The sequence below is a fragment of the Rhodoferax sp. GW821-FHT07G04 genome (assembly GCF_059418585.1).
Window position 1 is genome coordinate 284,536 of the sequence record NZ_JBWKQD010000003.1, and the last position, 14,106, is coordinate 298,641.

A 14,106-nucleotide genomic window follows, 5' to 3' on the forward strand; every position below is an offset into this window, starting at 1 on the left:
GAGGGTGGGCGACGCAATGGTAATGGGATTTGCGGGCAGTGCCGTGACGGACGAGTCAACTTTGGCTCAGGCCAGCGAGGCTTGCTGCACACCGGCGTTGGCCTGGTCCAGGGCGATGCGCCACAGCTTGGTGGAGCGGGCGATGAAGATGCCGCTGAAGGCACCATACAGGCTGCTGACGATCAACGCGAACTGGCTGTTGTGAGCCAGTGCCGGTTGCACACCCAGGCTGACGCCCACGACGTACTTGGTGAAGAAGATGCCCATGAACAGGGCCAGGGGCACGACGCTGCCGGGCATCTGGAAGCTGCGGCTGGCCACGTCATAGCGGATCTGTGTCGAGGCGGGGATTTGCAGGTTCAGTGCGAAGCTCACTGCAGCGCCAACCAACCAGGTCAGCAGGGCCCGGGGGGTGTCGCCAAAGACCGAGGTCACCCCATACAAAGACAGGCCGGTCATGGCCAGCGACAGGATGGTGATGCGGTTCAGGCCCACGCGGCCGGGCAGCATTTGCTTGACGCCCAGCCAGACCAGGCCGAAGAACAGAACAAAGACCCACTTGGGCGTGCCGGCCAGAATTTGCATGAACATGGTGTTTCTCCTTGAGGGGTGGTGGTTGCGATGGCTGGACTTTGCCAGCGCCACCCTCTGTGGAGAACACCGTTGCGACGGGAGCTGCCGCCCCTGTCGCCAAATGAACCGTATGCGGCGCGAAATGCAGTGATTAGTAACGTACTAAGCTGCGGTACACCAGCTTGGTATTGCCCTCGGCGGGCACGCTGACCTTCCAGACAGCGGTGTTGCTGGCGCCCTTGGTGTAGGGGTGGCTGCTGGACAGCACTTGCCAGTCGCCGGGCATAGGTTCCTGCACGGTCACGACCACGGGCTCTTTTTTGGCGTTTTTCAGCACCACCTCGTAGGCGCTTTCAAAGACGTAGTTGTATTTGCCGGTGCCACCGATCTTCTTAAAGTCGGTTTGCTTCTTGTCGGCGGTCACGTCAAAGGCATCGCCCAGTTTCAGGCGCACGGTCTCGTTCTTGGGTGTGTGGTCCACGCGGTCTTCGCCAATGAACTGGGCGTTGCCGGATCGGTCTTTCTTGTAGACGCGGATCACGCCCTTGGGCAGGGGCATGCCCAACTGGGCGGCTTCCTTGTTGTCGAACTCCACAAACACACCCACCTTCATCTTTTGGCCCAGGTCGCCATAGCTGCTCTGGTAGTAGTAGTCATTGCCCTTGAGCAGCAGTTCCTTGCGGGCCGGCACGCCGGAGGCCGACAGCAGCGAGACCTGCTTGGTCTGGTTTTCGGCGATGGTGGTGGGGCGGGTCAGCGTGTAAAGGTGGTATTCGAACAGGGATTCTTCGACCATTTCTTTTTTGGCCATGGCCGGGGCGGCGGCCATAGCCATAACACGCCCCGGCTTTTGCATCAGCACGTCGGCAACCTGGTTCACATCGCCCGCCACCAGTTGCAGCTTGGCATTGCGGTAGGTGGCCCCACTGGTGTTGGTCAGCGTGACCCAGCCCGAGATATCAAGCTTGTCTTCTGCCGGGTTGAGCTCCACCACGTAGTCGGCTTTCCATGCCAGGCCGCCGGTCAGGTAGCTCAGCTCCAGGTCTTGTTGTTGCGCGCCGGCATTGTCCAGCGCCATGACCAGGGTGGGGCGGTCGCGCAAGTTGGCGGGCACGTCGCCATAGATGATGCGCCCTGGGATGCCGGTCTCGATGCGGTCACCAATTTTCAGCACCACGCCGCTGTTGGCGGACAGCACCTGGGCCTGCTCGGTGGTCTCTTGCCCGGTGGCGGTGTTGGTGCGGATGATGCTGACACTGCGGCCCACATATTTCTCCAGCAGCTTTTGCGGGGTCAGCAGGTCAAAGTCGAAGTTCTGCTCCAGCACCGAGATGCTGCCCGGTGCACTGGTGCTGCGCAACAGCGCGGTCTCGGGTCGCATACGGGCGCTGACATCACGAAACGCCAGGCTGGACGCGCCGCGCTGGAGCTGCAGCTTGCGCTGGTCTTTGACCAAAGCCAGGTTTTCGTTGTAGATGGTGACGGCCACCTCCTGCTGGTCGGCCAGTGTGCTGCGCTGTTCCTGCACCTGGGCATGGGCCATGCCGGTGGCGGCGGCAACAAGGGTCAGCGTGAACAGAGAGTTACGAAAAGGGCTGTGCATGGAGAGGGTCCCGGGCAATGTGGGTAGTGGAGAATAGGGGGCTTGACTGTATGCCAAGCCATGGAGTGAGGCAATGGCAGTTACAACATGCTACAAACATGAGAGCACTCTATGCAATTCGCACGAGGGCTAGCGGCGTTTTTTACTGAAGGAGTGGGTTTTGGATATCGCTTTGCTGATCAAGGTCACCATCATGGGTATTGTGGAGGGCCTGACCGAGTTCCTGCCCATTTCGTCCACTGGGCATTTGATTCTGACCGGCGCCCTGCTGGGCTTTGACGATGACAAGGCCAAGGTGTTTGACATCGCCATCCAGACCGGGGCCATTCTGGCGGTCATCATCGTCTACTGGCAAAAGATCCGCGACACGCTGGTGGGCCTGCCCTCCAGCCGCCAGGCCCAGCGCTTTGCCATCAACGTGGTAATTGGTTTCATGCCGGCCGGCATTCTGGGTTTTACCGTCTACAAAGCCATCAAGACCCATTTGTTCAACCCGGGAGTGGTGGCCGGCGCATTCATCGTCGGGGCCTTCATCATTTTGTGGGTGGAGAAGATCGCCAAGCCCGTGCCCCGCATCCACAGTGTGGACGACATGACGCCGCTGGACGCGCTGAAGGTGGGCCTGGTGCAGTGCCTGGGCATGATCCCCGGCACCAGCCGCAGCGGCGCCACCATCATCGGCGGCATGCTGCTGGGCCTGTCGCGCAAGGCGGCGGCCGAGTTTTCGTTCTTCCTGGCCATTCCCACACTGGTGGGTGCAGGTGTCTACAGCCTGTACAAGGAGCGCAGCATCCTGTCACTGGCCGATGCGCCGATGTTTGCCGTGGGTTTTGTGGTGTCGTTCATCAGCGCTTGGCTGTGCATACGCTGGCTGCTGCGCTTCATTGCCACGCACAGCTTCGTGGGTTTTGCCTACTACCGTATTGCTTTCGGCATCGTCGTGCTGGCCACCGCCTGGACCGGCACGGTGCACTGGGTGGCTTAGTCAGGGACTGGCGGTTGGCGGCTACGCTCGGCCACCATTGATGGCCAGCACGCCACCATGCGTGTCATTGGCTGTCTTGTTGTTGGCTTCGGTGGCTGCCAAGCTGGCAACGGTGTTGGCCTGGCCGCTGACGAGGTTGCCATTGGCGTCGAACTGGCGCAGGGCTTGGACCAGTTGTTGGGTTACGTTGTGGCTGCCACCGCCGGCGCCGCCTGTCTTCAGCGTGGCGGGCGATTCATCCGTCCCAAAGACGGCCTCTTCAGTCTTGAAGCTGTGCTTGTTGCCAAAGGTGGCCAAGGCGTCCACCATGCCGGCCACACCTTGCTGCAGTTCGGTGGGTTCCACCGCCAGTATGGTGGCGGGTGACGGTGGCGCCTCTGCGGCTGCAAAGGTCGGTGCGGCTGAGGTCTTTGGCTTGTTGTCGGCCACAAACCAGACGTCGGCCATGCGGTAGGACTGCTTGTCGCTACCCGCACCCACGTCGAAGTTGGAGACCAGACCCACGGTGTTTCCATGGTCCTTGGTGTTGGTGCCCACCGCGTTGAGGTTGAAATTGACAATGCCCAGATCGGCCAGGCTGTGCAGTTCGCCATCCTCGGTCACGCCGTTGGAGTTGCTGTCGGTCCACACCTTCAACTGGGAGAAGTTGATGTCGGCGTAGTTGATGGCACCGTCGTGGTTGCTGTCCAGGTCGGCCAAGGCCTCGTAGCCGTTTTGGGCTTTTTGGCCGTTGGACAGCACGGTGGCATCGCCAAACAGCTCGGTGCCGTCGTTGATGCGGCCGTCGCCATTGCGATCAAACACCAGGAAGCCGTCGCCGGGATCAGCCCAGCCGGTGGCTGATTGCTGGCCATTGGCAAACAGGTCGAAGTGCACGCCGGCTTCTATGCCCTGTGACAAGACGCCGTTGTTGTTGAGGTCCAGCACCAGCGGCGTGCCAAAGTGCAGTGCCTGGAACTGCGGCACGCTCATGGCGTTGATCTGCGTGGGGCTGAGGCCTTCCACCTGGAAGGGCGTCAGCGCAAAGACCTGGTCCGTGGACATGGCCTGGATGTTGTCGGTGTTGAAGCCCGCGACTGACGCCGTGGGCAGCGCAGCCAGGTCAGCCGTTTCCAGTGCCAATATCTGGTTGGTTGTGAAGGCCGCCACCTGGCTGGACTTCATGCCGCTGTACTGGGTGGTGGTCATCGCCACGATCTGGTCGGTGCTCAACACGGCGATGTCGCGCGTTTCGATGGCCGCGACCTGCTTGGTGCTGAGTACGCCAACCTGGTCGGTGGTCAGGGCGCGAACGGCGTCGCTGCTCAGGGCCACGATGGCGGCCGTGCTCAAGGCAGACAGGTCGGCCGTTTCAATGGCGGCAATCTGGTCGGTGTTCAAGGCGGCAACCTGCGAGGTCTTCAGTGCCGCCACCTGGGACGAGGTCAGTGCCGCGATCTGATCGGTGGTCAGTGCGCCAATGGCGTTGGAATTGAGTGCGGCAATAGCATTGGTGCTCAGCGCGGCCACACCAGCACCCAGCACCACAACGTCAGCCGTGGTCAGCGCGCCCATTTGCGCCGTGGACAGGGCACCGATCTGCGTGGTGCCCATGGCCAGGAACTGGTCGGTGCTCAGCACGGCGATGTCGCGGGTCTCGATCGCGGCAATCTGGCTGCTGGATAGTGCGCCCACCTGGTCGGTAGTGATGGCGGTGAATGCAGCCGTGCTCAATGCCACGATGGCCGCTGTGCTCAGCGCGCCAATGTCCGCAGTCTCGATTGCGGCGAGCTGGCTGCTGGACAGCGCGACAACTTGGTTGGTCTTCAGCGCCGCTATCTGCGAAGACCCCAGAGCCACGATCTGATCGGTGGTCAGCGCCGTGATGCCTGCGGTGCTCAGCGAGGCTGCCGCGGCGGTGCTCAGCGCGCCAATGCCTGCCGTGCCCAGTGCTACCACGCTGTTGGTGCTCAGCGCTCCAGCCTGCGTGCTACCCAGGGCACCTACTTGTGCAGTGCCCAGTGCGGCGATCTGGTCGGTGTTGAGCACGGCTATATCGCGGGTCTCGATGGCCGCAATCTGCTTGGTGCCCATGGCCACCACCTGGTCGGTAGTGAGCGCGCCCACACCCTGGGTGCTCAGCGCAATGACCTGTGCCGTGGTCAGGGCGGCAACCTGGTCGGTAGACAAAGAGGCAACCTGCGCGGTGCTCAGCGCAGCGACGGTTGCCGTGGGCAGGGCTGCAATAGCCGCTGTCGTGAAACTGGTCAGTGGCAGCCCGCCAGAGATGGTCAGCGTGGTCAATTGAGCCGGTGTCAGCGCGCTGATCTGGCCCGGCGTCATGGCGGTGACCTGGGTGGAACTGAGTGCGGCCAGGTCGCGGGTTTCTATGGCCACGATCTGCTGTGTGCCAAGAGCCCTGATCTGGTCGGTATTCAGAGCTACAAAGTCTGCGGTGTTCAATGCCACGATGGCGGCCGTGCTCAGCGCGGCGATGTCGGCGGTCTCGATGGCGGCCACCTGCGCAGTGCCCAGCGCGGCAATCTGGCTGGTCTTTAGCGCTGCAATCTGGGCTGTGTTCAGCGCCACGATCTGGTCGGTGCTCAGGGCTGCCGTGGTGGCGGTGCTCAGCGCGGCAACTGCTGCCGTGCCCAGCACCCCTATGCCGGTGGTGCCCAAGGCTGCCACGCCCCCTGCACTGAGAGCGGACAACTGCGACGAGGTCAGAGCACCGATCTGGTCGGTGTTCAGTGCCGCGATCTGGTTGGTGCCCATGGCGGCCACATCACGGGTTTCGATGGCTGCTACCTGCTGTGTGCCCAGCGCACCGATCTGGTCGGTATTCAGCGCCTTGATGGCTGCGGTGCTCAGCGCGACGATGGCGGCTGTGCCCAGCGTAGCCAGATCGCCGGTCTCTATGGCGGCGGCCTGGTCACTGCCGAGTGCGCCGATTTGATTGGTTTTGAGCGCTGCGAACTGGTCCGAATTCAGCGCGACGATCTGGTCGGTGGACAGGGCTGCAATGCCAGCGGTGCTCAGTGCGCCGATGGCTGCCGTGTTGAGCACCACCATGCCGGCGGTGCCCAGCGCCTTGACGTCTGCCGTGTTCAGCGCGCTCACCTGGGTCGTGCCCAGGGCAGCCAGCTGAGAGGGGGACAGGGCGGTGATCTGGTCCGTGCTCAGCACGGCAACATCCCGTGACTCCATGGCCGCTACCTGGTCGGTCGTCAGCGCGACGATCTGGTCGGTGGTCAACGCCTTGACACCACCGGTGGTCAGGGCCACGACCTGGTTGGTGGTGAGCGCAGCAATCTGGTCGGTATTGAGCGACGCGATCTGAGCCGTCGTCATGGCGGCGATGGTGGTCGTGGACAGGCCGGCAATGGCCGACGTCGATAAATTGGCGTAGGACAGCGCGCCAAAATTGGTCAGCGCTGACATCTGCGTGGGCGTCAGCGCCGCAATCTGGTCCGAGGTCAGTGCGCCCACCTGGGTGGTGTTCCACACGATCAGGTCGCGCGTTTCGATGGCGCCGATCTGGCCGGTTGCCAGGGCGGCAATCTGGTCGGTACTGAGCACCACAAAGTCTGCCGTATTCAGCGCGACGATGGCGGCCGTGCTGAGGGCGCCGATATCGGCCGTCTCAATGGCCACCACTTGGTCAGTGGACAGCACCGCAATCTGCGCCGAGGTCAACGCACCAATCTGCGCCGCGGAAAGGCCCGCGATCTGGCTGGTGCTGAGCGCCGCAATGGTCGCGGTGCTAAGGCCGGCAATGCCGCTGGGGGGCAATTGTGTAACGGTCAGTGCGCCGCTAGCCGTCAGCGCGGCCATCTGTGCCGTGGTCAGGGCCGCCAACTGCGCGGTGGACAGCGCCGCTACCTGGGCGCTGCTGAGCGTGGCGATGTCGCGGGTTTCTATCGCTGGAATCTGCTTGGTGGTCAACGCCGCCAATTGGCTGGTGCTCAGCGATGCCACATCTTCGGTATTGAGTGCGACGATGGCCGAGGTGCTGAGCGCAGCGATGTCGGCCGTATTGATGGCGGCAATCTGGCCGGTCGTCAGTGCATCGATTTGGGCCGTGGTCAGCGCACCAGCCTGTCCGGTGGTCAGCGCGGCAATCTGCCCAGTGGACAGCGCTGCGATGGCTGCGGTGCCGAGGGACGCAATGGCCGCGGTGCTGAGCCCGCTGACGCCGGCCGTACCCAGGGCCGTGATGGCGCTGGACCCCAGTGCGCCGATTTGCCCGGTGCCCAGTGCGCCGACCTGGTTGCTGGTCAAGGCTGCGATTTGCGACGACGCCAGCACCGCGACATCGCGGGTCTCGATGGCCGCTATCTGGCGGCTGGTCAGGGCACGGATTTGCTGGCTGGTCAGCGCAGCGATATCGGCCGTGCTCAGGGCCACGATGCCAGCCGTGCTCAGCGCAGCTATGTCGGCCGTCTCCATGGCGGCTACCTGGGCCGTGCTCAAGGCGGCCACCTGCTTGGTGGTCAGTGCGGCTATCTGCTCGGAAACCAGCGCCACGATCTGGTCGGTGGACAGTGCGGCAATGGCATCGGTACTCAGGGCGGCGGTGGCCGCCGTGCTGAGTGCACCAATGCCTGCTGTGCCCAGTGCCGCGACGTCGTCAGTACCCAGCATGGCCACTTCGGCGGTCGTCAGGGCTCTGATCTGGGCGGTGCCCAAAGAGCCAATCTGGCCCGAACTCAGCGCGTTGATCTGTGCGGTGCCCAATGCGGCCACATCGCGGGTCTCCAATGCGGCCACTTGGCTGGTCTGCAGAGCGCCCAGGTCGGCGGTTTCTATGGCTTTGACCTGGCCCGTGGTCAGGGCCACGATCTGGTCGGTGGTCAGGGCCTGGATCTGGTCCGAGTTGAGCCCGGCAATGGCGCCGGTGCTCAGCACCGCGACGTCGACCAGCTCAAAGGCGGCGATCTGGCTGCTGCTCAGCACGGCGATCTGGTCACTGGTCAGGCCGCTGACCTGGGCGGTGGTCAGCGCCGCGATCTCTGCCGTGGTCATGGCCGCCAATTGCGCGGTCGTCAGGGACGAGGCGGCATTCGTTGGCGTAGTGGTCTGCGAGGTGGGGGTGGGTGTAGAACCATCCGTCTCCGGCTTTGGCGCAGACTCGCGGTTCCGCTCATTGACGGCGAGGCCAACGACAGCAAGAACGAAGAGAAGAGCGAACACGGTAGGTCAGTGGTTGGTTTGCCTGGCTGGGTTTGGCACACTGCCGGAAAGGGTGAAGTCCAGCACTGCGCCAGCCGTACTGAATTAATAGTAGCGACTTTATGGGGTAGCGTGCATCTTTCGGCGGCGCCAAAGGCCGCTAAACCGGAACTGTCCGAAAACCCGGCCTATTTCGGGCTTTTAGGCCCCCACGCTCACGCACTTCGTGTCGATCGCTGCCCCCCGAGGGGGCTAACTCGCCTTGGGGCGGCCCGGCGGCGAGTTGTCCATATTGCGCAGCGCCGCCTCAATGGCGGCCCCGGTTGCCAGGGGTTTTTCCATGGGGAACAGGTGGCTGCCGTCCAGCATCAGGATGCGGCCCTTGGTGATTTTCTCGGTCATGGCCATGCCGACCTGCTTCATCTCATGCGAAGCCAATCCGCCGAGAAAGGCTACCGGGCATTTGACCGGGTGGCGGGCCAGCAGGCGCTCCAGGTTGTCGGGTAGCGTGTTGTAGAACTGGGTTTCGATCTCCCGGTCGAAGCTCAGTACGCGCTTGCCGTCGTCGGCCTCCAGCGTTCCATGGGTCACGTAATCCATCAGCACTGCGTCATCCCATTTGGCAAACGCCTTCTTGCTGCGGAAATGTTCGTAGGCAGCCTGGACGGATGGCCAGGCGTTGCGCCGCTTGCGGCTCACGGCACCCGGCGAGAAGGAGCCGAACATCGGCGTGGTCTTCATGACACCCAGGGCCGTGGAACGCCAGCCACCCACGATGGGCGAGTCGATCAGCACGACGCCACGGGCTAGCTCGGGCTTGCGGGCGGCGGCCATCAGGCTCAGAAAGCCGCCCAGCGAGTGGCCTACGAGCCACGCGGGCTCACCGGTCTTGGCCGTGACCTCCTGCGCAAAGTCCACCAGTTGCTGCACGACATGGGGCCAGTTGTTGCTGACCGGGTAGCGCGGGTCGTGGCCGTATTTCTCGATCGCCTTGACGGCAAAGCCGCGCGAACGCAGTTCTTTGAACAGAATCTTGTAAGTGCTGGCCGGGAAGCTGTTGGCGTGCGAAAAGATGATGGTCGACATGGTGGCAGTGGGCGGCGCCGCAGGGCGGCGTTTAGATGAGCTTTTCCTGTGGTGTTGTGATCTTGCGCAGCGGCAGGCTGCGGGCCGAGCCCACCATCAAGGGCACAAAAGTCTGGCCGCCATCCCAGGTCGGGTCTTCAATGCTGTCAAACACTTCGCGCAGCTTCTGGCCCCAACTGTCGTGCAGCATCTTGAAGTACGGGTTGTTTTCGTCGATGCAGGCAATGCGGTCGGTCTGGAAGGTGTTGGCCTCATACACCACCAAGTCCATGGGTAGGCCCACCGACAGGTTGGACTTCAGTGTGGAGTCCATCGATACCATGGCGCATTTGGCGGCCTCGTCCAGTGGCGTGTTGGGGGTGATGACGCGGTCCAGCACCGGCTTGCCATACTTGGATTCACCGACCTGGAAGTAGGGCGTCTCGGAGGTGGCTTCTATGAAGTTGCCGGCCGAATACACCTGGAACAGACGCATGCCCTCGCCATTGATCTGGCCGCCGAAGATCAGCGACACGTTGAAATCCACACCGGCCTGTTGCAGAGCCACGGCGTCGCGGTCGTGCACGCGGCGGATGGCGGACCCCAGCACGCGGGCCGCATCGAACATGCTTTTGGCGTTCCAGATCGTGATGCCTTCGTCGCTATCGTTGTCCTTGAGCCGCTCGACTTGCAGGATTTCGCGCACCGATTGCGAAATGCTGAGATTCCCCGCCGACAGCAGCACCATGAAGCGGTCGCCGGGGCGCTCGTAGACGATCATCTTGCGGAAGGTGCTGATCTGGTCCAACCCGGCGTTGGTGCGCGAGTCGGAGAGGAACACCAAACCGGCGTTGAGTTTGATGGCTACACAATAGGTCATGGTCTGTGGCTGGGCTGGGGGAAATACCTAGAGTGTATCGGGCGGTACCGTGGGCATCGGTGCCCGCAGTCCTTGGCAACCGCCATTGCAGTCCTTTGGCTAGGGCTTGTCAATGGCCCCGGGCCGTGCAATTGCGTTCATAATTTTGTGGTCAGGCATTGCATCTGGCATGTCGGCAGCCCATGCACCCACACTCTTTTTCGCCATGAATGCCAGCTTTGCACGCTTGGGCTTGGCTGCGCTGGTGTGGTTGTCGCTGCAGGGCCTGGTGGTGTCGGCATCCGCCCACGCGGCCAACTGCGTGAAGACCGTGGCCTGGGTGCTGTCACCGCCGTACTCCGTGAAGGACGACCAGGGCGCCTACCGCGGCCTGCACATCGACCTGGTGCGCGAAGCCTTGGGCCGCATGCAGTGCGAGACCCGTATTGTCGACATACCCTGGGCCAGGGCCTGGCGGGAGTTGCAGACCGGCGAGCTGGACATGATCCCCGGCGCCGCCAATACGCCGGAGCGCCAGGTCTTCACGCTGTTCTCTCGGCCCACCAACAGCGCGCGCAATGTGGTGTTTGTGCGGCTGGACGGCCGCAAAAAATACAAGCTCACCAAGCTGACCGACATCATCGGAACCGATTTCAAGCTGGCTGTGCGGCGCGATGCCTCCTATGGCGCGGAGTACGACGCGCTGGTCAACAACCCCGCCTTTGCAAGCCACCTGAGCTTCGTGCCATCGGCTAACTCGGGCCTGCAGATGATGGCCGCGGGGCGCTTGGACGGTTGGGTTGCGGACGAGTTGACCGGCTTGTTGACGATCGCGCAGCTGGGCGTGAGCCACCTCGTTGGGCGCAGCCAACTCATCACCTCGGAAGAGGCAGACATGGTGGCCTTCAGCAAGGCGACCAATGACGCCGCATTCGTGCAAAGATTCAACGACGCCCTGGGCACCATGGTGACAGATGGCAGTTACAAGAAGCTGTTGGAACACTACCTGCCGTGCCCGGTCAGCCTGGAGCGGCTGGGGTGCCGCTGACGCTGGGCCTCCCTGAGTGGAAGATGCGCAACTGGCGAGAGTGAGATCACCCTCCGTTGGCCAGCGCCTTCAACTGGTACAGCGCCTCCAGCGCCTCGCGCGGGCTCAATGCATCGGGATTGATGGCTGCAAGCCTCATATCCAAAGCGGATGCAGCTATGGTTTCGATAGTGGGAGGGGCTGCAAACAAATCCACTTGAGCCTGCGATTCCGATGCTTGTAGCTCTAGCGCATCCAGCGTGTGGCGGGCTTGGTTCAGCACCGCGGCCGGCATGCCGGCCAGGCGGGCGACCTGGATGCCGTAGCTCTTGCTGGCCGGGCCGCTCTGGATTTCGTGCAGGAAGACGATGTCGCGACCCGACTCAGTGGCGCTCACATGCACGTTGAGCGCGCTGTGGTGGGTGGCCGGGAACTCGGTCAGCTCAAAGTAGTGGGTGGCGAACAGCGTGAAAGCCTGGGTCTTGTCGTGCAGCTGCGTGGCAATGGCGCTGGCCAGGGCCAAGCCGTCAAAGGTGGAAGTGCCCCGGCCAATCTCGTCCATCAGCACCAGGCTGTGCGGGGTAGCGGCGTGCAATATTTGCGCGGCCTCGGTCATTTCCAGCATGAAGGTGGACTGGGCGTTGGCCAGATCGTCGGCAGCGCCGATGCGGGTGTGGATGGCGTCGATAGGCCCCAGGCGGCAGGCGGCCGCTGGCACATAGCTGCCGATGGATGCCAGCAACACAATCAGCGCGACCTGGCGCATATAGGTGGACTTACCACCCATATTGGGGCCGGTGATGATCTGTAGCCGCTGCTTAGGCCCCAGGCGTGTGTCGTTGGCGATGAAGTTGCCGCTGGAGAGTTCGGCCAATCGTGCCTGCACCACCGGGTGGCGGCCTTGGGTGATGTCGATGCAGGGCTCCACGGCAAACTGCGGTGCGCACCAGTCCAAGGTCAGCGAGCGCTCGGCCAGCGCGCATAGTGCGTCCAGCGCTGCCAGTGCGCGCGCCGTGCGAGTCAGCATGGGTACAAAGGCCTGCAGGCGGTCCAGAACCTGCTCGAACAGCCATTTCTCGCGAGCCAGCGCGCGCTCCTGGGCACTCAAGGCCTTGTCTTCAAAGGCCTTCAGCTCGGGGGTGATGAAGCGCTCGGCATTCTTCAGCGTCTGGCGGCGGCGGTAGTCGTCGGGCACCTTGTCGGCCTGGCCCTGGGTGACCTCGATGTAGAAGCCGTGGACCTTGTTGAACTGCACCCGCAGGTTGGCAATGCCGGTGCGGGCGCGCTCGCGGCCCTCCAGGTCCAGCAGAAAATCGTCGCAGTTGGTCTGGATGGCGCGCAGCTCGTCCAGCTCGGCATCGAAACCGGTGGCGATGACGCCCCCGTCGCGCACCAGGGCGGCGGGCTCGGCCGCAATGGCCTGCAGCAGCAGGGCCGCACAGCCGGTTGGGGGCTCCAAGTCCAGAGCGATGTTGGCCAAATAGGCCTCCAGCCCTCGCAAAGTCTGCGCGAGTAGCTCCGTTTTTTGTAGCGTCACGACCAGGGCGACCAGTTCGCGGGGGCGCACCTGGCGCAGCGCGGTGCGCGCCGTGATGCGTTCCACATCCGCGCTACCCTTGAGTTGCAGGCGCAGACCCTGCCACAGCGCCAGGGAGGATGACTGCAGCGTGCCGCTGCGCAGCGTGGCAATGGCGTCCAGCCGCGCTTGTGCCTGCGCACGGTCGCGCCGGGGCGCCAGCAGCCAGCTCTTGAGCATACGGCTGCCCATGCCGGTCATGCAGGTGTCCAACAGCGAGAAGAGGGTGGGCGAATCTTCGCCGCGCAACGTCTGCACCAGCTCCAGGTTGCGCCGCGTGGTGGGCGGCAAATCGATGAGCTCGCCATCGCGCTGCACCTGCACCGCACTGATGTGGGTCAGCGCGCGGCCCTGGGTGTGCTCGGCGTAGCCCAGCAGGGCTGCGCAGGCAGCGTGGGCCAGCGGCAGGTCTTGGGCGTTCCAGCTTGCCAGACTGGCGGCTTGCAGCGCGTCCAGCAGTTTGCGTTGGCCCAAGGCGGGGTCAAACTGCCATTCGGGCCGGGCCGTGGTGTACAGCGCACTGGTGCCGCTGGTGTTCAGGCGCAGGCGCTTGAGCCGGTCTTCAAAGGCCTGGGTGGCACCAGCGCTGTAGGCCAGCTCGCTGGGGCCGACGCGGGCCACCCATTCGGCCACGGCGTCGGGCGCGCACTCGGCCAGATGCACCACGCCCTGGGTCACACTGAGCCAGGCCAGGCCGCAGCGGTTGCGCGGACCCTGGTGCACGGCCATCAGCACGGATTCGGATTTTTCGCTGAGTAGTTCGGCGTCCACCAGCGTGCCAGGGGTTACGACCCGCACCACCTTGCGCTCCACCGGGCCCTTGCCGGTGACCTCGCCCACTTGTTCGCAGATGGCCACCGACTCGCCGTGGCGTATCAGCTTGGCCAGGTAGCCTTCCATGGCATGGAAGGGCACACCGGCCATGACAACGGGTGCGCCAGCGGACTGGCCACGCTGGGTCAGCGTGATGTCCAGCAGGCGGGCGGCCTTCTCGGCATCGGCGTAAAACATCTCATAGAAGTCACCCATGCGGTAGAAGAGCAGGGTGTTGGGGTGGGCCGCCTTGAGTGCAAGGTACTGGGCCATCATCGGGGTGTGTTGCTTGTCGGCGTCGCTCATCGCAGGGAGTCTATCAACAAGCGGCCGGGCTACGCCCTGGGCGGCAGGTGTAAGAAACACGGACTCCGCGCGACCTATGTCTGTAGCCGAATGGTTTGGCTGCACCGTATACCCCAGCCAAGCCCATGCCGCATGCGCACGTGTTGGC

General features: G+C 63.5%; 8 protein-coding genes. 2 read left to right on the top strand and 6 right to left on the bottom strand.

Annotated elements, in window-relative coordinates:
* Nucleotides 1-66: 66 nt before the first annotated feature.
* Both AC07OO_RS18630 and AC07OO_RS18635 read right to left on the bottom strand, forming a co-directional pair.
* Nucleotides 67-591, bottom strand: a complete 525-nt coding sequence (locus tag AC07OO_RS18630; RefSeq protein ID WP_495083632.1) for a DUF6622 family protein — start codon at nucleotides 589-591, stop codon at nucleotides 67-69.
* A gap of 133 nt (nucleotides 592-724) precedes the next feature.
* Nucleotides 725-2,176 (bottom strand): DUF4139 domain-containing protein, encoded by a 1,452-nt coding sequence (locus AC07OO_RS18635; RefSeq protein WP_495083633.1) that lies wholly within the window; start codon nucleotides 2,174-2,176, stop codon nucleotides 725-727.
* Nucleotides 2,177-2,336: 160 nt separating this feature from the next.
* Here AC07OO_RS18635 and AC07OO_RS18640 point away from each other — a divergent pair, with 160 nt between their 5' ends.
* A complete protein-coding gene (locus AC07OO_RS18640) occupies nucleotides 2,337-3,161 on the top strand; it encodes an undecaprenyl-diphosphate phosphatase (protein ID WP_495083634.1) in 825 nt (274 codons plus the stop codon).
* A 21-nt stretch (nucleotides 3,162-3,182) separates the two neighbouring features.
* On the opposite strand, the gene AC07OO_RS18645 is transcribed toward AC07OO_RS18640, so the two are convergent.
* The 3 genes from AC07OO_RS18645 to AC07OO_RS18655 form a co-directional block, all read right to left on the bottom strand.
* Complete coding sequence (locus AC07OO_RS18645; protein ID WP_495083635.1) at nucleotides 3,183-8,333, bottom strand: beta strand repeat-containing protein; 5,151 nt, start codon at nucleotides 8,331-8,333, stop codon at nucleotides 3,183-3,185.
* Nucleotides 8,334-8,564: 231 nt separating this feature from the next.
* Nucleotides 8,565-9,398, bottom strand: coding sequence for an alpha/beta fold hydrolase (locus tag AC07OO_RS18650; RefSeq protein ID WP_495083636.1), 834 nt, complete (start codon nucleotides 9,396-9,398; stop codon nucleotides 8,565-8,567).
* A gap of 31 nt (nucleotides 9,399-9,429) precedes the next feature.
* Nucleotides 9,430-10,257, bottom strand: a complete 828-nt coding sequence (locus AC07OO_RS18655; RefSeq protein ID WP_495083637.1) for a proteasome-type protease — start codon at nucleotides 10,255-10,257, stop codon at nucleotides 9,430-9,432.
* 205 nt (nucleotides 10,258-10,462) lie between these two features.
* On the opposite strand from AC07OO_RS18655, the gene AC07OO_RS18660 reads away from it, so the two are divergent.
* Nucleotides 10,463-11,284, top strand: coding sequence for a substrate-binding periplasmic protein (locus AC07OO_RS18660; RefSeq protein ID WP_495083638.1), 822 nt, complete (start codon nucleotides 10,463-10,465; stop codon nucleotides 11,282-11,284).
* Nucleotides 11,285-11,330: 46 nt separating this feature from the next.
* Here the strand turns inward: AC07OO_RS18660 and mutS are convergent, their stop codons facing one another.
* Entirely contained in the window at nucleotides 11,331-13,958 is a 2,628-nt protein-coding gene (gene mutS / locus AC07OO_RS18665; protein WP_495083639.1) for a DNA mismatch repair protein MutS, read from the bottom strand.
* Nucleotides 13,959-14,106: the final 148 nt, after the last annotated feature.

What these genes read in the sequence shown, in the direction of transcription:
- AC07OO_RS18655 (WP_495083637.1), bottom strand. Translation starts at nt 10,257, where the DNA reads ATGACCTATTGTGTAGCCATCAAACTCAACGCCGGTTTGGTGTTCCTC.
- AC07OO_RS18650 (WP_495083636.1), bottom strand. Translation starts at nt 9,398, where the DNA reads ATGTCGACCATCATCTTTTCGCACGCCAACAGCTTCCCGGCCAGCACT.
- AC07OO_RS18635 (WP_495083633.1), bottom strand. Translation starts at nt 2,176, where the DNA reads ATGCACAGCCCTTTTCGTAACTCTCTGTTCACGCTGACCCTTGTTGCC.
- AC07OO_RS18630 (WP_495083632.1), bottom strand. Translation starts at nt 591, where the DNA reads ATGTTCATGCAAATTCTGGCCGGCACGCCCAAGTGGGTCTTTGTTCTG.
- mutS (WP_495083639.1), bottom strand. Translation starts at nt 13,958, where the DNA reads ATGAGCGACGCCGACAAGCAACACACCCCGATGATGGCCCAGTACCTT.
- AC07OO_RS18660 (WP_495083638.1), top strand. Translation starts at nt 10,463, where the DNA reads ATGAATGCCAGCTTTGCACGCTTGGGCTTGGCTGCGCTGGTGTGGTTG.